The organism is Methylobacterium sp. WL1, from assembly GCF_008000895.1.
GTDB lineage: Bacteria > Pseudomonadota > Alphaproteobacteria > Rhizobiales > Beijerinckiaceae > Methylobacterium.
This window is the reverse complement of sequence record NZ_CP042823.1, coordinates 4070860-4096957: the sequence shown is the minus strand read 5'-3', so window position 1 is coordinate 4096957 and position 26098 is coordinate 4070860. Positions and strand designations below refer to the sequence as shown.

The following is a 26098-nucleotide window of genomic DNA, read 5'->3' as shown; positions in this document are numbered from 1 at the left end:
CTCACACCGCGAGGTGGTCGATGACGCGGGCCTGCGCATCCGGGCCCTTGGCCGAGCCGCTGTCGACGATCTCGCCGAGCTTGAGCACGGCGTAGCGGTCGGCGAGGCCCAGCGCGAAGGCGACGTGCTGCTCCACCACCAGCATGGACAGGCCCGAGGCCCGCTCCGCCAGGAGCACGGCGCGCAGGCGCTCGACCATCGAGGGCTGCACGCCCTCGGAGATCTCGTCGATCAGGAGCAGGCGCGGGCGCAGCATCAGGGCGCGGCCGAGGATCAGCATCTTCTGCTCGCCCCCGGAGAGCGTGCCGGCGCGCTGGGCGAGCCGGTCCTTCAGGAACGGGAAATGGCCGAACAGGCGCTCCAGCGCCTCCGGCAGGTGCCGGTCGGACGGCACCGCGAGGCGCAGGTTGTCGCGGATCGACAGGTCCTGGAACAGCGGCTGCTCCTGGGGGGCGTAGCCGACGCCGAGCGCCACGAGCTTGGCGGGGGACAGCCCGGAGAGCCCCTGTCCGGCGATGGTGATCCTGCCCCCGCGCAGGGCCACCATCCCGAGGATGGTCTTCAGCAGCGTGGTCTTGCCCATGCCGTTCTTGCCGAGGAGGGCGACGATCTCGCCCGCTCCCACCGCCAGGGACACGCCCTTCACGATCGAGACGGCGCCGTAGCCGCTCGCTACGGCATCGAGGTCGAGGGCGGCCCCCGACGGCGCGGTGCGTTGCGCGACCTCAACCATGGGCGCCTCCCGAATAGATGGTGCGGACCAGCTCGGAGCCGACGACCGCGTCCACGGTGCCGTCGAGAACCAGGCGGCCCTGGTGCAGCACCACGATCCGGGACGAGATCTCCCGCACGAAGTCGAGGTCGTGCTCGACCAGGACGGCGGCGATCCGGCGCCCGGCGGTCAGCGCCTTGAGGACGGTCCCGATGGTGGTGCGCTCCGCCTTGGTCAGGCCGGCGGTGGGCTCGTCGAGCAGGATCAGCCGTGGCTCCAGCGCCACCACCATGGCGAGTTCCAGGGCCTGCTTCTGGCCATGGGACAGGAGGCGCGCGGGCTGCGTCAGCAGGCGGTCGAGGCCGGTCATCCGCAGCACGTCGAGGGCCGCCTGCGGCAGGCCCAGCGTCGGAGCCCGGCCGACCGGGTTCAGCCCGTCATGCGGGGCCCGCGCGAGCCGCAGGCAATCGGCCACCGACAGGCTCTCGAACACGCTCGCCACCTGGAACTTGCGGCCGACCCCGAGCCCGACGATCCGGTTCGGCGTCAGGCCGGAAATCGCCGTGCCGCCGATGGCGATGGCGCCGGTGAAGGGCTCGGTGCCGTCGCTGAGGCAGCGCATCAGCGTGGTCTTTCCGGCGCCGTTGGGGCCCACGAGGCTGACGAGTTCGCCCGCCCGGATCTCCAGGTCGATGCCTTCGAGCACGGTCAGGCTGCCATAGGCTTTGGCCAGGCCTTCCACCTTGAGGATCGGCGCATCCGTCGCGGTCGCGGCGGCGGTGGCGTCCCGCGCCACCAGGGCGGGGGCGGCGGGCTCCGTCCGGCCGAGCGGCAGCGCCCGCCACAGCCGGCCGGCGAGGTCGGCGAGCCCGCCCGGCAGCAGGATGATGATCGCCACGAAGGCCGTCCCCAGCAGGAGCTGCCAGAGGAAGGGCAGGTCGCCGGAGAGGTTCGCCGCGAGGTAGTCGATGGCGATCGTGCCGAGGACCGGGCCGAGCAGCGTGCCGCGGCCGCCGAGCGCCACCCAGATCACCAGTTCGGTGCCGAACAGGAAGCCGGCATTCTCGGGGGCGACCACGCCGGACGCGTTGGCGAACAGGAACCCCGCGAGCCCGGCCACGGCGGCCAGCGCCGCGGTCAGGAGGATCTGCAGGCGCCGGGGGTTGAGGCCGAGATAGGCGCAGCGCGCCTCGTTGTCGCGCAACGCCACGAGGGCGCGCCCGGCATCCGACCGCACCAGGATCCAGGCCGCCAGCGTGACGGCGATCAGGAACAGGGCCGCGAGGCGGAAATAGCCCTCGATCTCGAAGGGCAGCACGTCGAACCCGACGAGGCCGCTGCTGGAGCCGGTCCACTCGCCGCCCGAATAGATGAGCTGCGTCACGACGATCGGGACGACCAGCGAGATCACCGAGGCGTAGAGCGGCGTCGAGCGGTGATAGAAGGACAGCCACCCCACCGCGAGGCCGAGCAGGGCCGGCGCCGCGACCGCGGTGGCGATGCCGGCCGCAATCCCGAGCGGGGTCGCCCCGTAGGCGCCCAGGATCATCGCGGCGGCGTAGGCGCCGACGCCGAAGAAGGCGGCCTGGCCGAAGGTCAGGATGCCGGCAAAGCCCCAGAGCAGGTCCACCGTGACGGCGAGCACCGCGTAGATCATCGAGCGGGTCAGCACGTTGACCGCGAAGGTGTCGAGGAACGCCGGCGCGATCCAGAGGGCCGAGGCCGCCACCGCCGCGACCACGAGGGGCGCCGTCCGGGCGAGGCGTCCACCGGAGAGGGCGGCGCGCTCCGTGGCGGGGATCGTGTCAAGCACGGGAGAAACCTTTCGGGCTGACGCGCAGGACGAGGGCCGCGAGCACTGCCACGGCGATGCTGCCCAGGATCGGGCTGACGAAGGTGCTGATCAGGACCTGCGCGGCTCCGAAGACGAGGCAGGCCGCCGCGAGCGCCAGGAAGGACGCGTCGGCGACCATCACCAGCATGAAGGCGCCGATCAGCCAGCTCACCCCCATGTTGGGATCGACGCTGGTCAGCGGAGTCAGGAGGACGCCCGCCAGCGCCGCGAGGCCCGCGCCGATCATGAACACCACCAGGCGCACCCGCCCGGTATCGATGCCGAGGCTGCGGGCCAGGGTCTCGTTCATGATCACGGCCCGGGCCGACAGGCCGAGCCGCGTCCGCTCGATGGTGAGGGCGAACAGGATCCCGATCGCGAGGGCGATGCCGAGGGCCACGAGCCGGTAGGCGGAATAGTCGACGCCGAGGAATGCGACGGTGCCCGAGAACAGGTTCGGGGTGAGCTGGACGTCGCGGCCGAAGGCCAGGGTGATGAGCTGGCCGAGCACGATCCCGAGCCCCCAGGTGGCGAGGATCGCGTCCAGCGGCCTGCGGTAGAGGGGGCGGATGATGAAGTGCTCCGCCAGGCCGCCGAGGCCCGCGCCGACCACGAAGGCCAGCGGCAGCGCCGCCCAGGGATTGAGCCCGAGCCTGGCCGTCACCACGGCGCAGTAGGCGCCGATCGTCAGCCACGCCCCGTGGGCGAAATTGATGATCTTGAGGACGCCGAAGATCGCGAGGAGGCCGATCGAGACCACGAACAGGATCGCCGCGGTGGTCAGGATGTCGAGGATGAGCAGCATCGCAGCTTCCGGATGGGCCGGCGTCTTCGCGCGGCGTAAGCGGATCGGCCCGACGGCCGATCCCGGACGCTCCCTCCCCCGGGAGGGAGGGAGAGGCGCATCACGTCACGGCAGCTTCGGGCACTGCTCGCCGGGATCGACATCCTTGAAGGTGCCCGCGACCTTGACCGATCCGTCCGCCTGGATCTGGCCGAGATACATGGTCAGGGGTGCGTGGTGCTGCTTGCTCATGCGGATCGTGCCCCGCGGCCCGGTCACGCTCACGGTGGGCAGGGCCTCGAGCACCTTCGCGGTCTCGGTGCCCCCCGCCTTCTCGACGGCGGCCTTGTAGAGGTAGATCGCCTCGTATTCCGGCACCGAGAGATCGTTGGGCGTCCGCAGCTCGGCGCCGAACTTCTTCTTCATGGCGGCCAGGAAGGTCTTGTTCTCCGGGCTGTCGATCCCGGTGACGTAGGAGGCCGACAGGTAGACCCCCTCGGCGTCGGCGCCCATGCTCTTGGCGGTGCCCTCGTCCAGCGCGAGGTTGGCGAAGGGCAGAGACACGCCGGCGCCGCGCAGCTGCTTGGTGAGCGTGACGTTCGGCGCGCCGCCGGCGGTCGAGGTGACCAGCGCGTCGGGCTTGGCCTCCTTCAGCTTGGAGATGATCGCGGTCCAGTCGCTGCCGTCCATCGGCAGGTATTCCTCGCCCACCACCTTGCCGCCGGTCTTCTCGGCGTAGGTCTTGGCGAAGCCGAGCATGCCGCGCCCGAACGCGTAGTCGCTGCCGATGAGGAAGTAGGTCTTGGCGCCCTTGGCCTTGAAGGCGTCGATCACCGGCGGCACCTGCTGCTCCGGCACCCAGGCATCCACGAACATGTTCTTGTTGCAGGAATGCCCCTCGTAGAACGAGGTGTAGATGTACGGCACGCGGCCCTTGGTGACGGCGGGCAGGCCGGCGTTGCGGGCCGCGCTCGTCTCCATGGAGATCAGGACGTCGACCTTCTTCTGGTAGATCAGGCCGTCGAAGGCCTTCTGTGCGCCGGCCGCGCCGGAGGCGTCGTCGGCCACCTCCAGGACGAGCTTCCGGCCGAGCACGCCGCCGCCCGCATTGATTTCTTCGACCGCGAGTTCGGCCGACTGCACCACCGAGGGAGCGACGACGCTGTTGGCCCCCGACAGACCGATCGGCACGCCGATGACGATGGGCTTTTCGTCGGCGGCCTGCGCAGCCGAGGCCGCGAGCACGAGCGCAGCGGCCGTGCCGATGAGAGAACGTGTCATCATGAATGGGCTCCTGGGAAAGACGCGGTGGCGGCGGGGTCAGCCGTAGATGTCGGTGCGGCGGTCACGCAGGAGGGAATTGAATGCGTTCAAATCCTTGCGGCCGGCTTCGTCGAGATCGACCACGGCCGAGAGGGTCTCGGTCCGGTCGCGGCTCGCCGGGCCGGCCAGCGGCCAGCCCTTGGGCCCGATGATCAGGCTCTGCCCCTCGAAGGGCTGGCCGCGCTCGATGCCGACGCGGTCGGCGCAGGCGATGAAGACGCCGTTCGCGTGAGCAGCGGCCCGGTGCAGGGTGTTGGCCATGGCGGCCTCGCCCGCGGGCTGGTCGGGCATCGGCACCCAGTTGGTCGGGATGCAGACGATCTCGGCGCCCGCGAGGGCGAGCTGCCGGAAGGTTTCGGGGAACCAGCCATCATAGCAGATCGCGATCCCGATCTTGCCGAGCGCCGTGTCGAAGACCGGGAAACCGAGGTCGCCCTTGGCGAAGAACGCGTTCTCCTGGTCCCAGAGATGCGCCTTCCGGTAGGTGCCGATATAGCCCTGCGGCCCGACGATCACGGCGGCGTTGTAGAGGACGCCGTCCCCGCGCTCGGCGATGCCGGCCACGATGTGGACGCCGAGTTCCGCCGCGAGCGCCGCCCAGGCCCGGGCCGTCGGCCCGTCCGGCACCGGCTCGGCGAGGGCGGCCGCCTCCGCGTCGGATTCGAACACGTAGCCGGTGCTGGCGAGCTCGGGCAGGACGATCAGCCGGCTGCCCTCCGCCACGGCGGCGCGGATGAGATCGGACGCCTGCGCGATATTGGCCGCGACGGCACCGAATTGCGGTTCGAACTGGATGCAGGACACCCGTAACGGCGGGCGTGCGGGATCGTTCGCTTGGATCATGATGGCTCCAAAACGCAAAAAGCCCCTGGGCGCGGACGTCATCCGCGGACCAGAGGCTCCAAAGCCGAGATGTCATGCAGCAATGCTGCTGCGGGGCAACCTTGCCCGATAAGACTACGATACGCGCCTGAAGACGGGTCGCAAGGTGATATTTGCGGCAGGTTGCTGCATTCAGGTCTTCTCCGCCAACGCGATGCGCAAGCCGAGGCCGCTCATCGCCTCGTGGGCCGAGACGACGCTCTCGGCCACGCTCGCCATCGGCACGCGGGACGCGGTGGCACGGTCCCGAAGCATCTTGTAGGCGGCCTCCTCGTCGATCCGGTTGAGCTCCACGAGCAGCCGGACCGCCTTCTCGACGGTGCGGCGGCCCTTCATGGTCTCCTCCAGCCGGTTGATCTTGCTGATCAACCGGCCCTCGTAGCCGCGCCGATAGCGGGCCAGGGCAAACTGGGTCAGCACCCCGCGCGGGTGCAGCGGCTTGTTCAGCACCCCGTGCGCGTTGACGTCGGCGATCGCCTTCAGCGACGTCGGGCTCTCGTAGGCCACGATGGCGATGACGGCGGGCTCGATCTCCTCGATCGACGGCAGGAGGTGCATCACCTGCGCGTCGTCGAGCTGGATGAACAGCGTGTCGATGTCCGGCGGTAAGGCCGCCGGCGGCGGCCAGGCGAGGGAGACCGCGCAGCCGAGGCGCCGGAGTTGCTCCAGAAGCGCGGCGCCCTCCTCGTCGCTGGGATGGATGACCAGGGCTCTCGCCCGCCTCAGGTCGTCCAGGATCCTGCGGGCGGGCGCCGTCACGCGGCCATCCCCTCGTCCAGGCAGTTCGTCTCGAACCGGGACCAGGCGAGGTACGGATCGGGCCGCACCGGTCGGCGCGCCCGCCAGACGACGTCGAACTGCCCGTCGGCGCGGGCGACGCCGATGCCGGGGGTGAGCCAGACGTGCCGCGTCTCGCCATCGAAGGCGAGTTCGCCTTCCGGTGCCGCGAGGCGCTGCCGCAGAGCCGCGGCGCCGAGGCGCTCGGCATCGAGGGTGCCGGCCTCCGCCAGGGCGCGGGCGAAGAGATGCACCTGCGCGTAGGCGGTCTCAGACCACATGCTGGTCGGGCGCTCAGACCCGAACCGGGTCTGGAAGGCGGTGACGAAGCGCCGGTTCTCCTCGCCCACGAGGGCCGCGAAATACGAGGCCGCCAGGACGTGGCTGCTGCACCGGTCCGGGCCGATCGCCCGGATCTGGCCCTCCGCCAGGGTCAGGCTGGCGATCGGGCAGCGCCGCCGGTCGATCCCCGATGCGGCGTAGGCCCGGTAGAGCCGCTCGGCGCCGCGCCCGACCACGGTCGAGAACACCGCGTCCGGCGCCGCGTGGCGGATCTCGGCGATCATGTCGACATGGCCCGCATCGTCGGCGTCGAGGGGGGCGTAGAGTTCGCCGACGATGGTCCCGCCCTTGGTCTCGACCAGATCGCGCATGACCCGGTTCGACTCGCGCGGGTAGATGTAGTCGGACCCGATCAGGAAGATCCGGGGGCCATGCTCCTGGAGGAGGTAGTCTGCCAACGCGAAGACGTTCTGGTTGAGGGTCGCGCCCGTGTAGATGATGTTCTCCGAATACTCGAAGCCCTCGTAGATCGACGGGTACCAGAGCAGGCCGTTGTGCCGCTCGACGGTGGACAGGACCGACTTGCGGCTGGCCGAGAGCGAGCATCCGAAGATCACCTCGGCCCCGTCCTCGGCGAGCATCCGTCGGGCATAGGACCGATACGCATCGTTGTCGCCGGCCGGATCGTAGCAGATCGGTTCGATCGGCCGCCCGAGCACGCCGCCGGCCGTGTTGATCTCCTCGATCGCCAGGGCCGTGCCGAGGAAGTGCTCGGTCTCGGTGATGCCGCTAACCCCGCTGCGTGAGAACAGGACGCCGACCCGCCATGTCGCTTCGTCCTTGCCTGCCATGGCATCCCCACCCGTGCTGAAGGCCGCCCGCCGGGCGACCGCGCGCGCCCCGTCCTAACGCAGTCGCGACAGCCTTGGAAACCAAGGCGCCGGGGCGACGGGTGCGCGGGGGCGGGACCGGGAGGCGGGATATGGCGCTCCTGCACAGCCGAAGCCATCCCGTGCAGGAGCGCGGCCCCATCGGCCACGCTATCCGTGGTGGGGCAGCCGACCGCGAACCGATTTTACCGTGCGACCACCGCGTGGGGGCGATCAGGGCATCCCGGCCAGCAGGGTGCGGGCGCTGGTCGGCCCGCCACCGGGCGCTGCCATGGGGTCGTTCACGGCGTGAGCGCGCGCCGGTAGATGGCGATCAGGGATTGCGCGGCGAACTCGATGTGACGGCGCAGGTGGTCGGCCGCCCGGTCGAACCGGCCGGCCTCGCACAGGGCGAGGATTTCCCGGTGCTCCCGGTCGGCGCGGGCGACGTCGCCGGAGGCCGAGAGCTGCAGCCGGGTCGGGCGGTCGCAATCCTGCAGCAGGCTGGCCACGATGGTCAGCGAGCGCGGGCGACCGGCATGCCGCAGCAGGTCGAGATGGAAGCGCTGGTTCAGCTCGCCCCAGCGCAGGATCTCGCCGGCCTCCAGGGCGGTGCCGTATTCCTCGGTGAGGTCGCGCAGGCCCTGGAGGTCCTGCTCCGACAGGCGCGGCGCCGAGAGGGCCAGCAGTTCCGGCTCGAGCCGGACGCGCAGGGCGAAGATGTCCTCGACCTCCTCCACCGACAGGCCCGAGACCACGGCCCCGCGATGCGGCATGATCTTGATCAGGCCGGTGGCCTCGAGCTGCAGCAGCGCCTCGCGGATCGGGATCCGGCTGATCCCGAACTCCTCGGCGAGCGCGTCCTGGCGCAGCTGCGTGCCGGCCGGAAACTCGCCGGTCAGGATCCTCTGGCGCAGGGATTCCGCGACGGCCGCGGCCACGGTCTTGTGGCGCAGGCGGTCAGGCACGGAGCGAGAGGGCACCGCAGTCAGCATCGGGGCCTCGACCGGACGGAGCTCACGGGCACAAGCCGGGCGCGCGGTTGGAGCGGATGCCGGACGCGGGCGGGCGTGCGGCGCTGGGGATTCTCGATCGGTGTCCTCATCGGGCGACGCGGCCCTGCGCGACGGATGCCCTGACCCGCAGGACGGTTCCAACGTCGGTCGACACCGCATCCCTCCCATGACGTCCGGGGATCGGTCCGATCGACGCCGGAAGCAGACGCGCGTCGATCGATTCGGGTCCCGGCCATCCCTGGAAAGGTCGGGTCATCAAGAGTTTCGATCTCGTCAGATACAATCGTGCGAGTCAAGAAACTTTGTATAAAATCATTCAACGTGTAGCAGCCGTCGGGACATGGTCGGATTGCGGTTGTCCCGCGCTCTTGCCGGACCGGCATTCAACCACGTTAGAATTTCAGCCCCGCAGGCCTGCGATGGCCGGTCGTGCCGCCCATGGCGGCGGCCTTATCCCGGCGCCGGACCGGCCCAGGGCGCCTGGGCGAGCGTCTGGCCCAGATAGCCCAGCAGCGCGGTGATCCGGGCCGGCCGCGGGTCGCCGGGGGGCGTCACGAGGTGGAGCGCGATCGGGGGCGGCGACCAGCCTGGCAGGACCCGCTCGAGCCGCCCGGCCTCCAGGTCGTCCCAGATCATGAAGTCCGGCTGCAGGGCGAGGCCGAGCCCGGCCCGGAGCGCCGGGGCCAGCGCCTCGGCGTTGTTCGCCCGCAGCTGTCCGCCGGGCACGATCACGGCCTCCGCGCCGGCCGCGTCGATGAAGCGCCAGCGGTCGGGGTCGGCAGGTAGGCGTAGCCCAGGCAGGCGTGGCGGGCGAGGTCGTCCGGATGTCCGGGCCGCCCGTGCCGGTCGAGATACGCCGGCGTCGCCACCAGCGAGCGCCGGATCGCGCAGAGCCGCCGGGCCCGTAGGGAGGAATCCGGCAGCGCCGCGATCCGAAGGCCGATATCGAAGCCGCCGCCGACGAGATCTACCACCGCGTCCGACAGGTGCAGGTCCACCGAGACCGCCGGGTGCTGCCGCAGGAAATCCGGCAACAGCGGCGCCACGTGCATCACCCCGAAGGTCATCGGGGCCGCGAGGCGGACCAGGCCGCGCGGCTCCGCGGCGCCCGCCACGGCCTGCGCCTCCGCGGCCTCGCCCTCCGCCAGGATCCGGGCGGCGCCGGCCTTGGCGGCGTGGCCGGCCTCCGTCAGGGCGAGCTTGCGCGAGGTGCGGTTGAACAGCCGCGCGCCGATCCGGGCCTCCAGCCGGCCCACCGCCTTCGAGACGGTGCCCTTCGACAGGCCGAGGTCGTCCGCGGCCCGGCCGAACGAGCCCACCTCCACCACCTTGGCGAAGACCGCCCAGGCCTCGAAATCGGGGAGCCGCATGGGTCTCATTCCGGAAACGATGGGTTTCCAGCGTTTCTATTTTCGGATCCGATGGCAAGGGCCAGATTGCCGTCATCGACACACGTCCACCGCGCTTCTCGCGGCGGCCTCTCGGGAGACAGCGTCATGGTGCAGTCCGGCCTCCACCACGTCACGGCCTTTTCCGGCCCGGCAATGCGCAACCTCGACTTCCACACCCGCGTGCTCGGACAGCGGCTGGTGAAGAAGACCGTCAACTTCGACGATCCGGGCACCTACCACCTGTATTACGGCGACGCGTCCGGGCAGCCCGGCACGATCCTGACCTTCTTTCCGATCGCGCACGCGGCCCCCGGCCGGGTCGGGATCGGCGAGACCCAGGAGACCGCGTTCCGGGTGCCCCGGGGCTCGATCGGCTGGTGGACCCACCGGCTGATCGAGAAGGCCGTCGCCCACGAGCCGCTGGTCCAGGTGTTCGGTGCGCCGACCCTGCGCTTCCGGGATCCCGACGGGATGATGCTGGCGCTGGTGGGCGTCGACGGCGCGGAGGCGGAGCCCGCCTGGGCCTCGGCCGAGGTGCCGGCCGAGCACGCGATCCGCGGCCTGCACGGGGTGACGCTCCTCCTGGAGACGGCACAGGGAACGGCCGCGATCCTCACGGAGGTGCTGGGCCTGCGCGAGGAGGCCCGCGAGGGCAACCTGATCCGGTTCGCCGGCAGCGCGGCGCTCGGCGGCTTCGTGACCCTCCGGGCGGTGGGCGGCTTCCTGCCCGGCCGGCAGGGGGCGGGCTCGGTCCACCACATCGCGTTCCGGGCGGCCGACGACGCCGCGCAGGCCGCGATGGCCGAAAAACTCGCCGGGCTCGGCCTCCAGGTCACCGAGCAGCGGGACCGGCAGTACTTCCGGTCGGTCTACTTCCGCGAGCCCGGCGGCGTGCTGTTCGAGATCGCCACCGATGCCCCCGGCTTCGCCATCGACGAGCCGGCGGAATCCCTCGGCACCGCCCTGAAGCTGCCCGCCGGGCTGGAGCCGCACCGGGCCCAGATCGAGGCGGTGCTGCCGAAGGTCGCCTGACCGAAGCCTCCGCTCCGGACGAACGGAGCGGAGGCGCCAACCATGCCACCCGTGAGGTCGCCATGACCCAAGATTCCCTCGGCTTGATCCACCTGTTCGAACCCGGCGCCGCCGACGCCCCGCCGCTGCTGCTCCTGCACGGGACCGGCGGCAACGAGCACGATCTCCTGCCGCTCGGCCGGATCGTGGCCCCGGGCGCCGCCCTGCTGTCGCCCCGCGGGGCGGTGACGGAGAACGGCATGCCGCGGTTCTTCCGGCGCCTGGCCGAGGGTGTGTTCGACGAGGCCGACCTGCGCCTCCGCACCGCGGAGCTCGCCGCCTTCGTGGCCGCGGCGCGGAAGCGCTACGGGATCGCCGCCCCCGTGGCGCTCGGCTTCTCCAACGGTGCCAACATCGCCGCCGCGCTGCTGATGCTGGCGCCTGAGGTGCTGGCCGGCGCCGTGCTGATCCGCCCGATGGTGCCGCTCTCCGAGCCGCCCGTCGCCGACCTGGCGGGCAAGCCGGTGCTGATGCTCTCCGGGGCGATGGATCCGATCGTCCCCGCCGAGAACGCCGGCCGGCTGGCCCACCAGCTCACAGCGGCCGGCGCCGCGGTGGCGCACCGGGTCGTGCCGGTCGGCCACGGCCTGTCCCAGGCCGATGTCGGCCTCGCGGCGGACTGGATCCGCGGCCTCGCCCGACCGGGCGCGGCCTGATCCGCGCCAACGTCCCCACCTTGAACCGGGTATCGCCATGGCTTCCCCGATCGCCCCCGCCGCCGCCCCCGCCGCCGCCCTCTTGCCGGTATCCGGCCGGCTCCTGATGAGCGCCCTGTTCCTGGTGAGCGGGGTCGGCAAGCTCGCCGCCCCGGAGGCGACGCTCGCCACCATCCGGGCCGCCGGCCTGCCGCTGCCGGAGGTCTCGTTCGCGGCCGCCGCCCTGGTGGAGGTCCTGGGCGGCCTGCTGCTGATCCTCGGCTACCGGACCCGGCTCGTCGCCCTCGGGCTCGCCGGGTTCGCGGTGGCCACCGCCCTGACCTTCCACACGGCGCTGGCAGACCCGAACCAGATGTTCCATTTCCTGAAGAACCTCGCCGTGGCGGGCGGCTTGCTTCAGGTCGCGGCCTTCGGGGCCGGCCCGTTCAGCCTCGACGCCCGGCAGGGCCGGATCTGACCGGGCGCCGTCACCAGCACAGGGACCAGGAATGACCACGACCGACGCGCCGCTCGCCCTCGGGATCATCGGCGCGGGCATCATGGGCGAGCGCCTGATCGCCGCCCTCCACGGGGCGCCGGATTCGCCGGTTCGGGTCGCCGCCCTGTGGGATCCGTCGCCGGAGGCCCTGGCCCGGGTCGGCGCGGCCTTCCCGGCGGTGCCGCGGGTCGCCGACGCCGCCGCGGTCGTGGCGGCGAGCGCCTGCGTGTACGTCGCCTCGCCGCCGGCTCGCATCTCGGCTACGCCCGGGCCGCGCTGGCCGCCGGCCGGACCGTGTTCTGCGAGAAGCCCCTGGCGGTCGACCTCGCCGAGGCCCGCGCCTTCGTGGCGTCCGCGGGGGCGGCCGGGGCGGTGAACTTCCGTTCGCCTCCTCGCCCGGCGTGGCTGCGCTGCAGCGCTGGATCGCCGACGGCGCGGTCGGGACGCCCCGGCGGCTCACCATCGCGGTGGCCTTCGCCCGCTGGCCGCGCCCTGGCAGGCCGACGCGGCGCGCTGGCTCGACGCCCGGGCCGAGGGCGGCTTCACCCGCGAGGTGGTCTCGCACTTCCTGTTCCTCAGCCACCGCCTGTGCGGGCCCCTCCACGGGCTCGCCGGCACGGTCGCGTTCCCGGAACCCGGCCATTCCGAGCGGGCGATCGACGTGACGCTCACGGCGGGCGACGTCCCGGTCACGCTCACCGGCCGGGTCGGCGGGGTCGCGGAGGACGACCGCAACACCTGGACGCTCGAAGGCGATGCCGGCACGATCCGCCTGCGCGACTGGGCCATCGCCGAGCGCCGCGCCCCGGACGGGACCTTCATCCCGGCCCCCGACGCGCTGCCCAACGCGGAGGTTCGCCCGATCGCGCTGCGCCGCCAGCTCGACGGCGTCGCCCGCATGACCCGCGGCGAACCCCACCATCTCGCCACCCTCGCGGAAGCGCTCGCCGTGCAGGAGGTGGTGGAGGGGATTCTGGCGCTGTGAGGATTTGGATGTCGGCGGGCCAAGATGGTCAGACATCGCTTCCGGACGAGGGCTCAGGCCGACCCCGGGCACCTCTCCCTCCCCCGCAGAGGGGGGAGGGAAGGCGCACGTACCTTCTTCCGCGCTCGAAAGGACGGCTTTCGCCCGCTTCACCCCCCCAGCAGCTCCACCAGGAACGGGATCAGCGGCGTGTCGGCCGGGGGCATGGCGAGGTCGCGCAGGGCCTTCGGGCGGACCCATTTGAGCGCTTGGCCCTCCATCGGGCGCGGCGTGCCCGACCAGCGCCGGCAGACGTAGAGCGGCATCAGCAGGTGGAAGTCCGGATAGGCGTGGCTGGCGAAGGTCAGGGGCGCCAGGCACGGCTCCTCGACCCGGATGCCGAGTTCCTCCGACAGCTCCCGGATCAGGGTCTCCTCCGGGCGCTCGCCGGCCTCGACCTTGCCGCCGGGGAACTCCCACAGGCCGGCGAGCTGCTTGCCCGCCGGGCGCTCGCTCACCAGGATCCGGCCGTCGACGTCGACCAGCGCCACCGCGACCACCAGCAACAGGCGCAGGGCGGGCGTCCCGGGCCCGCTCACGGCGCCACCGCGAAGGTGGCCGAGACCTCGGAGGAGAGCTGGATCGTGCCGGCCTCGATCGGGACGCGCCGGCCCTGGCCGCCATCGGCGCCGCCAGCGCCCGGCTGAAGGCCGGCGGCGGCGGGACCGCGCCCCCGCGGTGGTGAGCACGCAGACCGGCCCGAGCTTGGCGCCGAGCGCCTCGGCCAGCGCCTCGGCCCGGGTCCGGGCATCGCGCGCGGCGGCGACCTGGAGCGCCGCCTCGGCCTTGTCCGGATCGCGCAGGCCGAAGCTCACCCCGTCGATCCGGTTCGCGCCCGCATCGAGCGCCTGGCGCAGCAGGTCGCCGAGGCGGTCCATGTCGGCGAGGCGCACGGTCACGGTGTTGCCGGCGCGGTAGCCGTCGGGCTCCTCGGTGACGAGGCCGCCCGGCCGGGTCACGGAGCGCGCGCCGGCCTGGAGCGTCACCGCGGCGGTGCCGATGTCGGCGGGCGGCACGCCGAGCGCCCGCGCCTGCGCCGAGACGCCGGTTACCGCCTTCGAGGCGGCGTCGAGGGCCGCCGCCGCCGGCCCCGCGCCTCGATCCCGACCGTGACCTCGGCGAAGTCCGGTGCCCGCGCCTCCGCGGCGTGCCCGACGACGCTGATGCGGCGCTTGCACGCGTCATCGTCGGCGTGCGCCCGGGCGGGCAGCAGGGCGAGCAGGAGAAGGCCGGCGAGGCCGGCCCTCACGAGCGGTAATCCCCGTTGATCTCGATGTAGGCCTTGGTCAGGTCGCAGGTCCAGACGCGGGCCTGGCCCTCGCCCAACCCGAGATCGACCCGGATCCCGATCTCGGGCTCGCGCATCACCGCGCTGGCGGCGTCCTCGCTGTAATCCGGGTCCCGGGCGCCTTGGACGGCCACGCGCACGTCGCCGAACCAGATCGCGAGCCGGTCCCGGTCGGCGGGCTCGCCGGCTTTGCCCACCGCCATAACCACCCGGCCCCAATTGGCGTCCTCGCCGGCCACCGCGGTCTTCACCAGCGGCGAGTTGGCGATCGACATGGCGATCTTGTGCGCGGAGGCGTCGCTCTCGGCGCCCGTGACCCGCACGGTGACGAACTTGCGCGCGCCCTCGCCGTCCTTGGCGACGAGCTGGGCCAGCTCGATCAGCAGGCCGTCGAGCGCCGCCTTGAAGCCGGCCAGCCGCGGGTCGGCCGCGTCGGCGATCTCGGCGTTGCCGGCCTTGGCGGTGGAGAACAGCAGCAGGGTGTCGGAGGTCGAGGTGTCGCCGTCCACCGTCACGCAGTTGAAGCTGGTCCTGGTGCCCGCGCTCAGCAGCGCCTGGAGGGCGGCCTGCGGCAGGGCGGCGTCGGTGAACACGAAGGCCAGCATGGTCGCCATGTCGGGGGCGATCATGCCCGCGCCCTTGGCGATGCCGTTGATGGTGACGCGCACGCCCGCGATCTCGGCGGTCCGGGTCGCGAGCTTGGGGAAGGTGTCGGTGGTCATGATCGCCCGGGCGGCCTCGGCCCAGGCGGCCGGGCCGTCCGTGGCGCGGGCGGCGCAGTCGGCCAGCACGCCCTCGAAGCGCTCGGCCGGCAGCGGCTCGCCGATCACGCCCGTGGAGGCGACGTAGACCTCCCGGTCCCCGCAGCCGGCCGCCTGCGCGGCGATCTGGACGGTCTTGGCCACCGCCTCCCGGCCGAGCCGGCCCGTGAACGCGTTGGCGTTGCCCGAATTGACCACCAGGGCCCGGGCCGGTCCGTGGGCCAGGGCCTCGCGGCACCAATCCACCGGCGCCGACGGGCATTTCGAGCGGGTGAACACGCCGGCCGCGCGGGTTCCGGCGGCGAGGTCGACGTAGAGCACGTCGGTCCGGCCGCTGTAGCGGATGCCGGCCTGCGCGGTGGCGATCCGCACGCCCGGGAGCGGCGGCAGCTCCGGCACAGCGCGCGGCGCCAGCGGAGAGACGGGCGGGGATTTCGCGGACGACATCGACTCAAAGCTCCGGCAGCGCGCGGGGCGTCCCGCGGCGGCCCGGTGTTGCGCGCGACCCCGGCGCCGTCAACCGCACGCCGCCGCCCGGGGCTGCTGCCTAAGCGTGAGGCTGCACGCGCTTTGGGCAGTGCCGCCCCCGAATGCGGCGTCTTCGCGGCGGCAGACTTGCGCGGGGCTCGGTTCCCGGCATAGCATGGTGCATCGCAATGCCAGAGCGAGGTCGAGTGCGGACGATGCCCACAACCGACGTCGAGACGGCCTCCGGCAGGCTGCCCCAGGGCGTCTGCTACCGGATCCAAGTGCTGGTCGTCGGCCGCCATAAGCGGTGGCGCGACGAGATCTCCACCGAGATCCGGATGCTGGGCTATCAGGTGACCGCCTGCGACCGCGGCGTCGACGCCATGACGGTGCTGGCCCTCGGGCTGCCCGTGGACGTGATGGTGGTGGATGCGGCCCTGCAGGGCGGCGGCCTGTGCTGCGCGCAGCTCGCGGTCGAGGCGCGGGCCCTGCGCCCGGGCCTGCGCATTGTCCTGTCCAGCGACCCGATCGATCCGCCGGCGCAGGAAGCCTCGGTGCTGGTTCCGGATGCCCTGTTCATCCAGCGCGAGCAGTTCCAGGACGGGATGGTCGCGAGCCTGATGCGCGAGGCGCTGGCCGACCGCGTGGCCTGACGGGCCTGTATCCCGCCCACCGATTCGCGAGTCCCGTACCCCCGAGACTTGTTGCCTGACCCAGCGCGGCGTGGATGTCGGGAGGTTCCGCCGCCCGTCGAATCGCTCACCATTCCGCGCGTCGGGATGTCGTCCGGGGCGGGTGCCGTACCCCCGGATCCCGGGGAGCGCGCCGGCGATGCACCGGTCGTCACCACGAAAAGCTGACCCGGTGCCATCCTGGTTCGTCTGCTTATCGCCGACACCTGGCACGTAAAGTTTCCTGGCTATGCATTTGGAAACTAGATAATTCAGCCCGCTGTTCTCGATGTATCGATAAGTTTCATCTCGTTTCGGAAAGGGCCCGGATCAGAAAGATAATGATTTTTCTTTTATCAAATCACGCGCGCGGCGAACATGCATTTGGAGAATGTGGGGCGCATCACAAAGCATGATTGGCCCGCCAGTATCAGATTTTGATAATTTATCTTTTAACTATTATCGTGATTTGCGAATTAATTTTGACACATGAATGTCATTCGACTGACTTTTATGGGTGCCGTGCCCATCGATGGTACGCATCAATGAAAGTTGTACGCCTGTGACCTTGGGAATCCGCCACCGGCTCTATGCCGGCTTTGCGATGCTTGTGCTGATCGCTGCCGGCATAGGTGCCTTCTCGCTTCATCAGCAAAGCACGATCGATGGGTATTACGACGCGCGCTCTCGTCTGGACCAAGGTTCGCGGTCGATCCTCGCGATCAGCAACCTCGCCCTCCGCCTGACCGGCGCCGCAGAGAAGTACCGCTTCGAGTCGGATCCCGCGCAGGTCGCCGCGATCGAGCAGATGCGCCAAGCGATCGAGGCCGCGAGCATCAACCACCTCGTGGCGACCCCGAGTGAAGAGCGGCGCAAGATCTACGGTGAGATCCGCGACGAGGCGCGGGCCCTGAAGCCGGGACTGGAGCGACTCGCGGCGGCCGGCTCGACGTTGACCGAAACCAGAACCGCCATGTTTGCGGGTGGGGATCAGCTCACGCGCTTCGCCGACGCACTGATCGCCGAGGCGCGCGGCCGTGCCGACGACGCATTGATCTATCGGGTTCAGGCGGTCGAGAACGCCGTGCTGCGGACCCGGCTCGCCGCCGCGCGCCTCACGATCAGACTGCGTCCGGAGGATCGGGGCGTCTTCGCGAAGGCTGTCGAGCAGACCCGCGCCGCCTTGCGGGCGTTCGAGACGGGCGGCGCAACACTCATGCCGATGGTCACGGCCATCGCCAAAGCGCTGGATACCTATGCCGGCACCGTTACTGCCTATGACGACGCGGCGAGCAACGTCAAAGCGACCTTCGAGCTTGGTATCAAGTCGCAAGCCGACAAGATCGAACAGCACGCCGAGACGGCGCGCACGAGGGTGATGTCCCAGGTCGCCGAGATTTCGGCGACGACGTCGGCCGCGGTGGCGAGTGCTCAGCGGGGGCAGATCGGCCTGATCGGCCTGACCGTGGGGGTCGGTGGTCTTCTGGCTTTCCTGATCGCCCGCAGCGTCATCCGGCCGGTCGCCGGCATGACCGACGCGATGAAGCGCCTCGCCGAGGGCGACACCGCTGTCGAGGTTCCGGCGCCGAGGGCCAGGGACGAGATGGCCGAGATGGCCAAGGCGGTGGACGTGTTCCGCCAGAACGCCATCGTCCGCGCCGAGTTGGAAGCTGCCCAGGCCGCCGAGCAGGCGACCCGCCTGAGCCGGGCCGAGCGGGTCGACCAGCTGGTCCGCGCCTTCCAGCAGAACGTCGCCGCCTCGCTCGAGGTCGTCACCGGGGCCGCCACGGAACTCGATGCCACGGCGCGCTCGATGACCCAGGTCGCCGACGACACCAACACCCAGGCGGTGGCCTCGAGCGCCGCCGCCGAGCAGGCCTCCACCAACGTCCAGACCGTGGCGGCCGCCGCCGAGCAGATGGTCGCGTCGCTGCAGGAGATCGAGCGGCAGGTGATCCGCTCGAACGAGGTCGCGGGCCACGCGGCCCACGAGGCCGAGGCCACCAACACCGCCATGGCCAGCCTGCGGCTCGCCTCCGAGCAGATCGGCGCCGCGGTCACGACGATCTCGGGGATCGCCGGCCAGACCAACCTGCTGGCCTTGAACGCCACGATCGAGGCGGCCCGCGCCGGCGAGGCCGGCCGCGGCTTCGCCGTGGTCGCCGCCGAGGTGAAGGAACTGGCCGGGCAGACCGCCAAGGCCACCGAGGAGATCGGCGGCCAGATCGCGGCGATCCAGGCGGCCACCCATCAGGCTGCCGCCGCGATCGAGCAGATCGCCCGCACGATCGCGGCGGTGAACGAGATCAGCGGCTCGATCGCCTCGACGGTGGTGCAGCAGACGGCGGCGACGAGCGAGATCTCGCGCAACGCCGGCGAGGCCGCCCGCGGCACCCGCGACGTCTCGTCCAACGTGGCCCAGGTGCTGGCCTCCTCCGGGGAGACCGGCAGCGCCGCCACGCAGGTGCTGCACGCGGCGTCCCAGCTGGCCTCGCAATCCCAGAAGGTCCGCCAGGAGGTCGACGGCTTCCTGCGGGTCATCCAGGCGGCCTGAGGCGGGCGCGCGGCCTGCCGCGGGGCGCTCGTTCCGCTGTCGGGTGATTCCCTCCCTCCACCCCATCCCGAGGTGGAGGCGCTGGTCGCACGCACCACAGCACGCGGCGCGCGTGGCTTCGTACGGCGCGTCCGGCGGCAAGCGCTTGCAAAGAGGCGCTTGCCCATCCCCGCAAGGGAAGGAGCGTGCGTTCCGCCTTTCACGGGCGATATGAAACCCGCAAGGTCGGGGCGTCGCTCTGCGACGTCCCGCCCAACGCGGCGCTAGATCGCCGCCGCGGGATCCGTCTCGTCGCCGTCCGGCGCGCGCCGGGCGCTGGGACGCCGGTCGAGGAGGGACCGGCCGAGCGCGCGCAACGGCGCGGTCAGCCGACGGGCATCCTCGGCGCGCTCCATGAGGCGCTCGCCGTTGCGGATCTCCTTGTCGAGCTTGGCCATCGTCCGGGCGAGCGCCGGATCCTCGTCGTCGAGCCAGACCTGGGTGACGCGGGCGAACGCGATCACAACGCCCTGGAGCTTGAGCTGGCCCAGCGGCCCCTCGGTGTCGATCCCGGCCGCCGCCAGCATGTAGCGGTGCGAGTTCAGCATAACGCTGTTGAGCGCCAGCATCGACAGCGGCTCGCCGCGCAGCGCGTAGGCGATCCGGCGGAGCGCCGGCTTGTAGGGGGTCATCGCGTCGAGCCGGCGCATCAGCACGTCGAACAGGCGCTCGCGGGTCGGCTCCTCCTCGAGGCCGGCGCTGTCGCCCTCCAGGACCTTGCGGTCGATGATCCGGGTCAGGCCGCCGAGCACCGCACCCTTCGACGGGAACAGGTCGCGCAGTTCCGCAAGCGTCAGACCCGCCTCCCGGGCGATGTCGCCGATCTCGATGTCATTCCACGGCTGCTCGGCGGCGAGCCGCATCAGCGCCTCGACCGCCGCCTCGCGGGGCGACGGCTTCGGCGCGGAGCCGGACTGCGCCGATTCGGGATGCGCCGATTCGGGCTGTGCGGAGGTCTCCGGCGCCGTGCCGGCCTGGCTGGCCTGATCCGGGGCCGTACCGTCCTGCGGGGTGCTCGCGCCCTTGCGGGTACGCTTCGACGGGGCTCTGGTCTCGGTCATGGGTCTGTCGCCCGCTCCTGTCGGTCGTCGAGCCCCTATCTAGGCACGGCGGCGGCGATGGGCAGGGCCGTCGCGCGGCGATGCCGCACGGATGTCAGCCGGCGAGCTCGGCAGCCCGGCGCCGGGCCGCCGCCACGGCCTCGCGCATCAGCGGCGCCAGGCCGTCCGGCCGCATCAGCACGTCGAGGGCCGCGGCCGTGGTGCCGCCCGGGAGGTGACGTTGCGGCGCAGCTCGGCCGCCTCGGCCGGGCTGGCGTCGAGGAGCGCCCCGGCGCCCGAGACCGTGGCCCGCGCCAGGGTCCGGGCCACGTCCGGATCGAGCCCGGCGGCGATCCCGGCCTCGGCCAGGGCCTCCGCCAGCAGGAACACGTAGGCCGGTCCGGAGCCCGACACGGCGGTCACGGCGTCGATCTGGGCCTCGTCGGCGAGCCACGCCACCGCGCCGTTGGCGGAGAACAGCGCGTCGGCCGCGTCGCGCTGGGCCGGCGTCACCTCCGGGCTCGCGCAGGCGCCGGTGGCGCCCCGGCCGATGCTGGCCGGGAGGTTCGGCATGGCCCGCACCACGGCCCGGGCCCGGGGCAGCCGGGCGCGCAGATCCGCGACGGTCTTGCCCGCCAGGATCGACACAAGCAGCGTGTCGCGGCCGATCAGCCGGTCGAGGCCGGGGGCCGCCGCCTCCAGGCCCTGCGGCTTGATCGCCAGCACCAGCACGGCGCCGGGCTCGGCCTCCGCCGGGTTCAGCCGGATCCCGCGCGCGCTGCACAGCTCGGCGATCTCGCGGGACGGCACCGGGTCGATGATGGTGGTGGCGTGGGGATCGAGGCCGGATTCGAGCCAGCCCGCCAGCATCGCCCCGCCCATCTTGCCGGCCCCGGCCAGGACCAGGGAGGGCGGCATCCGCGCGGCGTCGGGGGCGGCCGTCACGCCTCGCCTTCGGTCTCGAACAGCACGGCGTCCAACGCCTCGCGGGCGCTCTTGCCGGCCCAGAGCACGAACTGGAACGCCTGGAAGTAGCGCTCGCAGGCGTCCACGGCGGTCTTCATCATGGTGGAGCATTGCGGGTGGGTCGGCACCGCGCCGCCCGCCAGCAGCAGCGCGTGCCGGAACATTACCACGCTGTCGCTCGACCACAGGTCGAAATGGCCGATCCAGAGCTGCTCGTTGATCATCGCGATCAGGCGCAGCACCTCGGTGCGCTGCCGCTCCGGCACCTTGAGGTCGAAGGCGCAGGCCACGTGCAGGGCCTCGACATCCTCGATCCAGGTGAACGCCACATGGTAGTCGGTCCACCGGCCGGGGCTGGTGATCGACATCTCGTCGGTCTCGGCCCGGTCGAAGATCCAGTCGCGCAGGGACGCCAGACGCTCGACGACGTCGAGCGGATGCTCGTTCCGGTCAGGGTCGTGGAAGTCGACGTGGAGAAGCGGCATGACGATCCAAAGGGACGGCCCGGAATCGATCCAGCCCGACGTGACGGGGACGCGAGAAGGAGTGTGAGAACACTCCGAGAACTTGCTACGACCGTCAGAGACGGGCCGGGGTGACGCGATCGACTGTCAAAGCGCTGCGGACATCGCCTGGCAGCCGTCGAATCACCCTATGCCTGACTATAGACCGGCCGTGACTCGCGACACAAAGTGCAGGTCACGCTCGGTGAACAGGAAACGAAATCGTCGGCTGCGCTTCCTGTGCAAAAGCCAGAAGCGTTGCCGTGCGGACTCAGATCGCCTCGCTGAGCCCCGCCACGCCGGCCGCGGCGGTGCCGGATTTGGCCTCGAGGGCGGTCACCCGGGCGGTGAGCGCGTCGTTCTGCGCCCGCAGGTTGGTCACGAGGTCGCGCAGCACGTCGAGCTCCTCGCGGGAGGCGATGTCGAGGTCGCGCACGAGGCGCTCGGCCTGCGCCTTGACCACGGTCTCGGCCTCGCGGCGCACGCCCTGGGCGGCGCCGGCCGCGTCGGTCATCAGGCGGGCGAGGTCGTCGAACAGTCGGTTCGAGGGGGGCATCGTGGTCTCCCGGATCGGCCGGCTGCCGCTTCGGCCGCCTGACTGCGCGATTCTCAGGTGACGAGATAGGAATCCGCGGGGTGTGGAGCAACGCCGGAAACGCGCTCCCGACGCGAACGCGCGCCGGACATGAAAGCGGGGCCCGAAGGCCCCGCCCGTCGCGATCACATGCGGCGCATCATCCGGCGATGCATCATCTTGCGGTGCATGTGCCGGTGCATCATCCGGCGCTCCATGCGCCGGTGCATCATCCGCCGCTCCACCGGGTGCATGCGGACCTGCGTGACGGTTTCAGGTGCGGAGATCCCCGAGGGCAGGCCGGGGGCGGCGCTGGCCGGCTGGACGAGAGCGGCGCCGCCGATCGAGGCGAGAACCGCGAAGGCGAAAGTCAGTTTCCTCACGAGGAGACTCCAATGTTCTGATATCCGGGCATGGCGCCCGGTTCATCCTCCCAAGCGGGAGGTTCGGAGAGTCGTCTCGTGCCGGTGAGGGCACGGCGGGCCCGCGAGGACCCGCCGCCATCAACTTCTGGGTTAGAGATTCGTTTCCTCGAACGCCTTCACCCATTCGGCGCAGATCCCGGAGCGGACGATGTCGTCGCGGGTGAACTCCACCACCGGGATCGGCATCATCCGGCTCTTGATCAGGTGCATCACCGTGCGCAGGCCCGAGGTCTCGCGCAGGTCGGTCTGGGAGACGTCGCCGTTGATGATGACCTGGCAGTCGTCGCCGATCCGGGTCAGGAACATCTTGATCTCGGCGGTGGTGGTGTTCTGCGCCTCGTCCAGGATCACCAGGCAGTTCTTGAAGGTGCGGCCGCGCATCACCTCGAACGGCACGATCTCGATGTCGCCGGTCTTGAGCGCGATCTCGAAGGCGGCCTGGCCCATGCGCTCCTTCATGGCCTCGGTGAGCGGGGCGACCCAGGGGGCGATCTTCTCCTCCAGGGTGCCGGGGAAGAAGCCGAGCGAGCGGCCTGAGGGCACGTTCGGGCGGGTGATCACGACCTTGGATATGCGGCGCTGGCGGAGCTGGTCGGCGGCGCGGGTCCCGGCGATGTAGGTCTTGCCGGTGCCGGCGGGCCCGAGGACGATCACCTGCGGGGCGCTGGCCAGGGCGTCGAGATATTCGGCCTGGCGGTCGGTGAGCGGTTGGATCGGGCTGAGGTTGCGTTCTTCGTCGAAGCGGGTGCGGTGAATACGGGGCGTGCGGTCTTCAACCAGTTCAAGTCGTGTGCGGCGTCGCTTCATGGATCAACACTCCAACGGGACTTGCCAACCTGGATCTGTCGATGAACTGCCGTTTACCTTGGTGCTCCCGGACTTACTCTATTCCGAAACTAATTCCGGCGCCATGCCGAAGGTTCCGCCCCGTGCTATTCGCCTGTGGAGAGCGTCACGCCGCCTCGCCCGGGGTCGAATACGCTGTGCAAGCGTCGCACCAACGCGATTCGCACGGGACGTTTGCGCGGCGGGTGTGACCAGGGGGTGACGGTCGGTGCCGCGCCGCGTGAAATGCCGGGACGCTGGCAAGATGGCATCAGGTCGAGGGCCCGGGACACGGGCGGGCGCGGCCATCCGGCACGACCGCGCTTCATCCGGCCAGCACGGGCGAAGCCGGCCGACCCTGTGGCCCGCGAACGCCCGGGCCCGGTCGGCGGGGCTAGCTCGATCCAGCCTGGATGAAGCTGTCGAGGACCATCTTCCGGCCGGCCTTGTCGAAGTCGACGGTGAGCTTGTTGCCGTCCACGCCCGCGATGGTCCCGGGGCCGAACTTCATGTGGAAGACCCGCTGGCCGTCCTGGAACGCCGACGGCGTACCGCTCGACTTGGCGATCAATTCGCCCTCGATCTGGCGCGGGCCGCCCGACCGTCCGCCGGGCGCGGTGCCGAAGCCGGACCGGCTCCCGGCGCCGGAGGCGGTGTTGGCCTGGGCGCGCTGCCAGCCGGGCGTGCCGTAGCTCGATCCGAACGGCGTCGGGTTGCGGTCGAACCGCGAGGCGCCGGCCGAGAAATGCGCGGGCGCCTCGACCACGTCGACGGCCGATTCCGGCAATTCGTCGATGAACCGGGACGGGATGGTCGAGGACCACAGGCCGTGGATCCGCCGGTTGACCGCAAACGACAGCTTCGCCCGCTTGCGCGCCCGGGTGAGACCGACATGGGCGAGGCGGCGCTCTTCCTCCAGGCCGGCCCGGCCGCTCTCGTCGAGCGCCCGCTGGTTGGGGAACAGGCCGTCCTCCCAGCCGGGCAGGAACACGGTGTCGAATTCCAGGCCCTTGGCGGCGTGGAGCGTCATCAGCGAGACCCGCTCGGCGCCCTCGGCCTCGGAGGCCTCCATCACCAGGGAGACGTGCTCCAGGAAGGCCGCCATGTCGGGGAACTCTTCCATCGAGCGGACGAATTCCTTCAGGTTCTCCAGGCGGCCGGCGGCGTCGGCGGAGCGGTCCTTCTGCCACATCTCGGTGTAGCCGGATTCCTCCAGGATGGTCTGGGCGACCTCGCTGTGCGGCTGGGTCTCGACCAGCCGGGCCCACCGCGAGAAACTCTCGGTGAGCGCCCGCAGGGTGGCGCGGACCCGGGGCTTCAGCTCGTCGGTCTCGCACAGGCGCTGGGCGGCGATCAGCAGCGGCAGGCGGTTGGCCCGGCCGAAGGTGTGGAGCTGCTGCAGGGTGGCGTCGCCCAGGCCGCGCTTGGGCGTGTTCACGATCCGCTCGAAGGCGAGGTCGTCGCTGACGTTCATGGTGACGCGCAGGTAGGCCAGCGCGTCGCGGATCTCGGCCCGCTCGTAGAAGCGCGGGCCGCCGATCACCCGGTAGGGCAGCCCGAGCTGGACGAACCGGTCCTCGATCTCGCGCATCTGCGCCGAGATCCGCACCAGCACGGCGATCTCCGACAGGGGGTGCTGCTTGGATTGCAGGGATTCGATCGCTTCGGCGAGCTGGCGGGCCTCCTCCTCGGAATCCCAGGCGCCGGTCACGGTGACGCGCTCGCCCGGCTCGTCCTCGGTGCGCAGCGTCTTGCCCAGCCGGCTCTCGTTCTTGGCGATCAGGCCCGAGGCGGCGGCCAGGATGTGCCCGGTGGAGCGGTAGTTGCGCTCCAGCCGCACCACCACGGCGCCCGGGAAATCGTGCTCGAACCGCAGGATGTTGTCGACCTCGGCGCCGCGCCAGCCATAGATCGACTGGTCGTCGTCGCCCACGCAGGCGATGTTCTTGCGGGTCTGCGCGAGCAGCCTGAGCCACAGGTACTGGGCGACGTTCGTATCCTGATACTCGTCGACCAGGATGTAGCGGAAGCGGTCCTGGTAGGTCGCCAGGACGTCCGGGTTCTCGCGCCAGAGCTTGAGGCACAGGAGCAGAAGATCGCCGAAATCGACGGCGTTCAGCGTGGCGAGTCGGGCCTGGTAGGCGGTGTAGAGCGTGCCGCCCTTGCCGAACGCGAAGGACGCGGCCTCGCCCGGCGGCACCTGATCGGGCGAGAGCCCGCGGTTCTTCCAGCCGTCGATGGTGTGGGCCAGGGCGCGTGCCGGCCAGCGCTTCTCGTCGATGTTCTGGTCGGCGATCACCTGCTTCATCAGGCGCAGCTGGTCGTCGGTGCCCAGGATCGTGAAGTCCGACTTCAGCCCGACCAGCTCGGCATGCCGGCGCAGGATCTTGGTGCCGATGGCGTGGAAGGTGCCGAGCCAGGGCATGCCCTCGCCGGCGGGGCCGATCAGCGCGCCGATCCGGAGCTTCATCTCCCGGGCGGCCTTGTTGGTGAAGGTCACCGACAGGATGTCGAACGGGCGGGCGCGGCCGGTGGCGATCAGGTGGGCGATCCGGGTGGTCAGCACCCGGGTCTTGCCGGTGCCGGCCCCGGCCAGCACCAGCACCGGGCCTTCCGTCGCCTCGACGGCGCGGCGCTGCTCGGGGTTGAGCCCTTCGAGATAGGCGGCGGCGTCCCGCCGGAGGGCGCCCATGGCGCGGGCGGCGATGGAGGTCGGAGCGCCGTCCCCGGCGGGCTGCGCGTGCGGGCCATTCTGCATTCCGCTTCCCTGGACCAAATCGCGAACGGCGTCGAGGCCATTCAGTCCGGAGCCGCTGCGGCTCAGAGGGGGGATCGCCCGTGCGGGGCGCGGCCGGCAGCGCCTCTGGCGCCGTCCGGGACTTATC

General features: G+C 71.2%; 24 protein-coding genes and 3 pseudogenes. 7 read left to right on the top strand and 20 right to left on the bottom strand.

Translation table 11 applies throughout. The features are described 5' to 3' along the window. Nucleotide 1: 1 nt before the first annotated feature. The 9 genes and pseudogenes from FVA80_RS19905 to FVA80_RS19865 form a co-directional block, all read right to left on the bottom strand. On the bottom strand, nt 2-733 hold the full coding sequence (locus tag FVA80_RS19905; protein ID WP_147909888.1) for an ABC transporter ATP-binding protein: 732 nt from the start codon (nt 731-733) through the stop codon (nt 2-4). Beyond that, entirely contained in the window at nt 726-2525 is a 1800-nt protein-coding gene (locus tag FVA80_RS19900) for an ATP-binding cassette domain-containing protein (protein WP_147909887.1), read from the bottom strand. The genes FVA80_RS19905 and FVA80_RS19900 overlap by 8 nt, the downstream gene beginning before the upstream one ends. Further along, nucleotides 2518-3351 (bottom strand): branched-chain amino acid ABC transporter permease, encoded by an 834-nt coding sequence (locus FVA80_RS19895; protein ID WP_147909886.1) that lies wholly within the window; start codon nt 3349-3351, stop codon nt 2518-2520. The genes FVA80_RS19900 and FVA80_RS19895 overlap by 8 nt, the downstream gene beginning before the upstream one ends. A 105-nt stretch (nt 3352-3456) precedes the next feature. Then, entirely contained in the window at nt 3457-4614 is a 1158-nt protein-coding gene (locus FVA80_RS19890; RefSeq protein ID WP_187193430.1) for a substrate-binding protein, read from the bottom strand. A 36-nt stretch (nt 4615-4650) separates the two neighbouring features. Then, the gene (locus FVA80_RS19885; RefSeq protein ID WP_147909884.1) at nt 4651-5496 is read right to left on the bottom strand and encodes a nitrilase family protein; all 846 of its coding nucleotides are present in this window, start codon (nt 5494-5496) and stop codon (nt 4651-4653) included. Between the two features lie 171 nt (nt 5497-5667). Continuing rightward, nucleotides 5668-6294, bottom strand: a complete 627-nt coding sequence (locus FVA80_RS19880; protein ID WP_147909883.1) for an ANTAR domain-containing protein — start codon at nt 6292-6294, stop codon at nt 5668-5670. Then, nucleotides 6291-7445, bottom strand: a complete 1155-nt coding sequence (locus tag FVA80_RS19875) for a transporter substrate-binding domain-containing protein (RefSeq protein WP_147909882.1) — start codon at nt 7443-7445, stop codon at nt 6291-6293. The genes FVA80_RS19880 and FVA80_RS19875 overlap by 4 nt, the downstream gene beginning before the upstream one ends. Nucleotides 7446-7765: 320 nt before the next feature. Then, the gene (locus tag FVA80_RS19870; protein ID WP_147910915.1) at nt 7766-8458 is read right to left on the bottom strand and encodes a GntR family transcriptional regulator; all 693 of its coding nucleotides are present in this window, start codon (nt 8456-8458) and stop codon (nt 7766-7768) included. A gap of 471 nt (nt 8459-8929) precedes the next feature. Continuing rightward, nucleotides 8930-9849 (bottom strand): annotated as a pseudogene (locus FVA80_RS19865) (LysR family transcriptional regulator). Nucleotides 9850-9975: 126 nt separating this feature from the next. Here FVA80_RS19865 and FVA80_RS19860 point away from each other — a divergent pair. From FVA80_RS19860 to FVA80_RS31425, 5 genes are all read left to right on the top strand, one after another. Continuing rightward, on the top strand, nt 9976-10902 hold the full coding sequence (locus tag FVA80_RS19860) for a ring-cleaving dioxygenase (protein ID WP_147910917.1): 927 nt from the start codon (nt 9976-9978) through the stop codon (nt 10900-10902). A gap of 62 nt (nt 10903-10964) precedes the next feature. Beyond that, nucleotides 10965-11597, top strand: coding sequence for an alpha/beta hydrolase (locus tag FVA80_RS19855; RefSeq protein ID WP_147910918.1), 633 nt, complete (start codon nt 10965-10967; stop codon nt 11595-11597). 37 nt (nt 11598-11634) lie between these two features. Then, on the top strand, nt 11635-12054 hold the full coding sequence (locus FVA80_RS19850; RefSeq protein ID WP_147957860.1) for a DoxX family protein: 420 nt from the start codon (nt 11635-11637) through the stop codon (nt 12052-12054). A gap of 31 nt (nt 12055-12085) precedes the next feature. Further along, the gene (locus tag FVA80_RS31430) at nt 12086-12451 is read left to right on the top strand and encodes a Gfo/Idh/MocA family oxidoreductase (RefSeq protein WP_348644584.1); all 366 of its coding nucleotides are present in this window, start codon (nt 12086-12088) and stop codon (nt 12449-12451) included. Between the two features lie 177 nt (nt 12452-12628). After that, nucleotides 12629-13060, top strand: a complete 432-nt coding sequence (locus FVA80_RS31425; RefSeq protein ID WP_246692044.1) for a hypothetical protein — start codon at nt 12629-12631, stop codon at nt 13058-13060. Between the two features lie 149 nt (nt 13061-13209). Here FVA80_RS31425 and FVA80_RS19840 read toward each other — a convergent pair whose 3' ends face one another. From FVA80_RS19840 to argJ, 4 genes and pseudogenes are all read right to left on the bottom strand, one after another. Further along, nucleotides 13210-13638 carry a (deoxy)nucleoside triphosphate pyrophosphohydrolase gene (locus FVA80_RS19840; protein ID WP_147910215.1) on the bottom strand — a complete coding sequence of 143 codons (429 nt, stop codon included), beginning with the start codon at nt 13636-13638 and terminating at the stop codon, nt 13210-13212. 171 nt (nt 13639-13809) lie between these two features. Further along, nucleotides 13810-14124: pseudogene (locus FVA80_RS31420) on the bottom strand (SIMPL domain-containing protein); the annotation flags it as partial. Between the two features lie 23 nt (nt 14125-14147). Further along, nucleotides 14148-14348, bottom strand: a complete 201-nt coding sequence (locus tag FVA80_RS31415) for a hypothetical protein (protein WP_246692501.1) — start codon at nt 14346-14348, stop codon at nt 14148-14150. Further along, nucleotides 14345-15595, bottom strand: coding sequence for a bifunctional glutamate N-acetyltransferase/amino-acid acetyltransferase ArgJ (argJ, locus tag FVA80_RS19830; RefSeq protein ID WP_147910213.1), 1251 nt, complete (start codon nt 15593-15595; stop codon nt 14345-14347). Before argJ ends, FVA80_RS31415 begins: the two co-directional genes overlap by 4 nt. A 236-nt stretch (nt 15596-15831) precedes the next feature. Here argJ and FVA80_RS19825 point away from each other — a divergent pair, with 236 nt between their 5' ends. Together FVA80_RS19825 and FVA80_RS19820 are read left to right on the top strand one after the other, a co-directional pair. After that, nucleotides 15832-16269, top strand: a complete 438-nt coding sequence (locus FVA80_RS19825) for a histidine kinase (RefSeq protein ID WP_147910212.1) — start codon at nt 15832-15834, stop codon at nt 16267-16269. Between the two features lie 580 nt (nt 16270-16849). Next, a complete protein-coding gene (locus tag FVA80_RS19820; RefSeq protein WP_246692043.1) occupies nt 16850-18841 on the top strand; it encodes a methyl-accepting chemotaxis protein in 1992 nt (663 codons plus the stop codon). A 263-nt stretch (nt 18842-19104) separates the two neighbouring features. Here the strand turns inward: FVA80_RS19820 and FVA80_RS19815 are convergent, their stop codons facing one another. From FVA80_RS19815 to FVA80_RS19785, 7 genes and pseudogenes are all read right to left on the bottom strand, one after another. Beyond that, nucleotides 19105-19941, bottom strand: coding sequence for a TetR/AcrR family transcriptional regulator (locus FVA80_RS19815; RefSeq protein WP_147910211.1), 837 nt, complete (start codon nt 19939-19941; stop codon nt 19105-19107). A gap of 94 nt (nt 19942-20035) precedes the next feature. Beyond that, nucleotides 20036-20838, bottom strand: a pseudogene (gene proC / locus FVA80_RS19810) (pyrroline-5-carboxylate reductase). A gap of 23 nt (nt 20839-20861) precedes the next feature. Beyond that, nucleotides 20862-21371: a YbjN domain-containing protein gene (locus tag FVA80_RS19805; RefSeq protein WP_147856750.1), complete on the bottom strand. Its 510-nt coding sequence runs from the start codon at nt 21369-21371 to the stop codon at nt 20862-20864. A 289-nt stretch (nt 21372-21660) separates the two neighbouring features. Beyond that, nucleotides 21661-21945, bottom strand: a complete 285-nt coding sequence (locus FVA80_RS19800; RefSeq protein WP_147910210.1) for an accessory factor UbiK family protein — start codon at nt 21943-21945, stop codon at nt 21661-21663. Between the two features lie 164 nt (nt 21946-22109). Next, a complete protein-coding gene (locus FVA80_RS19795) occupies nt 22110-22346 on the bottom strand; it encodes a hypothetical protein (RefSeq protein ID WP_147856748.1) in 237 nt (78 codons plus the stop codon). A gap of 132 nt (nt 22347-22478) precedes the next feature. Beyond that, entirely contained in the window at nt 22479-23195 is a 717-nt protein-coding gene (locus FVA80_RS19790; protein WP_147910209.1) for a PhoH family protein, read from the bottom strand. A 412-nt stretch (nt 23196-23607) separates the two neighbouring features. Further along, entirely contained in the window at nt 23608-25971 is a 2364-nt protein-coding gene (locus FVA80_RS19785) for a UvrD-helicase domain-containing protein (RefSeq protein WP_147910208.1), read from the bottom strand. Nucleotides 25972-26098 lie beyond the last annotated feature (127 nt).

Coding starts and splice junctions, on each gene's coding strand:
- FVA80_RS19870 (WP_147910915.1), bottom strand. CDS start 8,458: ATGCTGACTGCGGTGCCCTCTCGCTCCGTGCCTGACCGCCTGCGCCAC.
- FVA80_RS19860 (WP_147910917.1), top strand. CDS start 9,976: ATGGTGCAGTCCGGCCTCCACCACGTCACGGCCTTTTCCGGCCCGGCA.
- FVA80_RS19890 (WP_187193430.1), bottom strand. CDS start 4,614: ATGATGACACGTTCTCTCATCGGCACGGCCGCTGCGCTCGTGCTCGCG.
- FVA80_RS19825 (WP_147910212.1), top strand. CDS start 15,832: ATGCCCACAACCGACGTCGAGACGGCCTCCGGCAGGCTGCCCCAGGGC.
- FVA80_RS19875 (WP_147909882.1), bottom strand. CDS start 7,445: ATGGCAGGCAAGGACGAAGCGACATGGCGGGTCGGCGTCCTGTTCTCA.
- FVA80_RS19855 (WP_147910918.1), top strand. CDS start 10,965: ATGACCCAAGATTCCCTCGGCTTGATCCACCTGTTCGAACCCGGCGCC.
- FVA80_RS31430 (WP_348644584.1), top strand. CDS start 12,086: ATGACCACGACCGACGCGCCGCTCGCCCTCGGGATCATCGGCGCGGGC.
- FVA80_RS19815 (WP_147910211.1), bottom strand. CDS start 19,941: ATGACCGAGACCAGAGCCCCGTCGAAGCGTACCCGCAAGGGCGCGAGC.
- FVA80_RS19800 (WP_147910210.1), bottom strand. CDS start 21,945: ATGCCCCCCTCGAACCGACTGTTCGACGACCTCGCCCGCCTGATGACC.
- FVA80_RS19850 (WP_147957860.1), top strand. CDS start 11,635: ATGGCTTCCCCGATCGCCCCCGCCGCCGCCCCCGCCGCCGCCCTCTTG.
- FVA80_RS19805 (WP_147856750.1), bottom strand. CDS start 21,371: ATGCCGCTTCTCCACGTCGACTTCCACGACCCTGACCGGAACGAGCAT.
- FVA80_RS19905 (WP_147909888.1), bottom strand. CDS start 733: ATGGTTGAGGTCGCGCAACGCACCGCGCCGTCGGGGGCCGCCCTCGAC.
- FVA80_RS19885 (WP_147909884.1), bottom strand. CDS start 5,496: ATGATCCAAGCGAACGATCCCGCACGCCCGCCGTTACGGGTGTCCTGC.
- FVA80_RS19895 (WP_147909886.1), bottom strand. CDS start 3,351: ATGCTGCTCATCCTCGACATCCTGACCACCGCGGCGATCCTGTTCGTG.
- FVA80_RS19785 (WP_147910208.1), bottom strand. CDS start 25,971: ATGCAGAATGGCCCGCACGCGCAGCCCGCCGGGGACGGCGCTCCGACC.
- argJ (WP_147910213.1), bottom strand. CDS start 15,595: ATGTCGTCCGCGAAATCCCCGCCCGTCTCTCCGCTGGCGCCGCGCGCT.
- FVA80_RS19790 (WP_147910209.1), bottom strand. CDS start 23,195: ATGAAGCGACGCCGCACACGACTTGAACTGGTTGAAGACCGCACGCCC.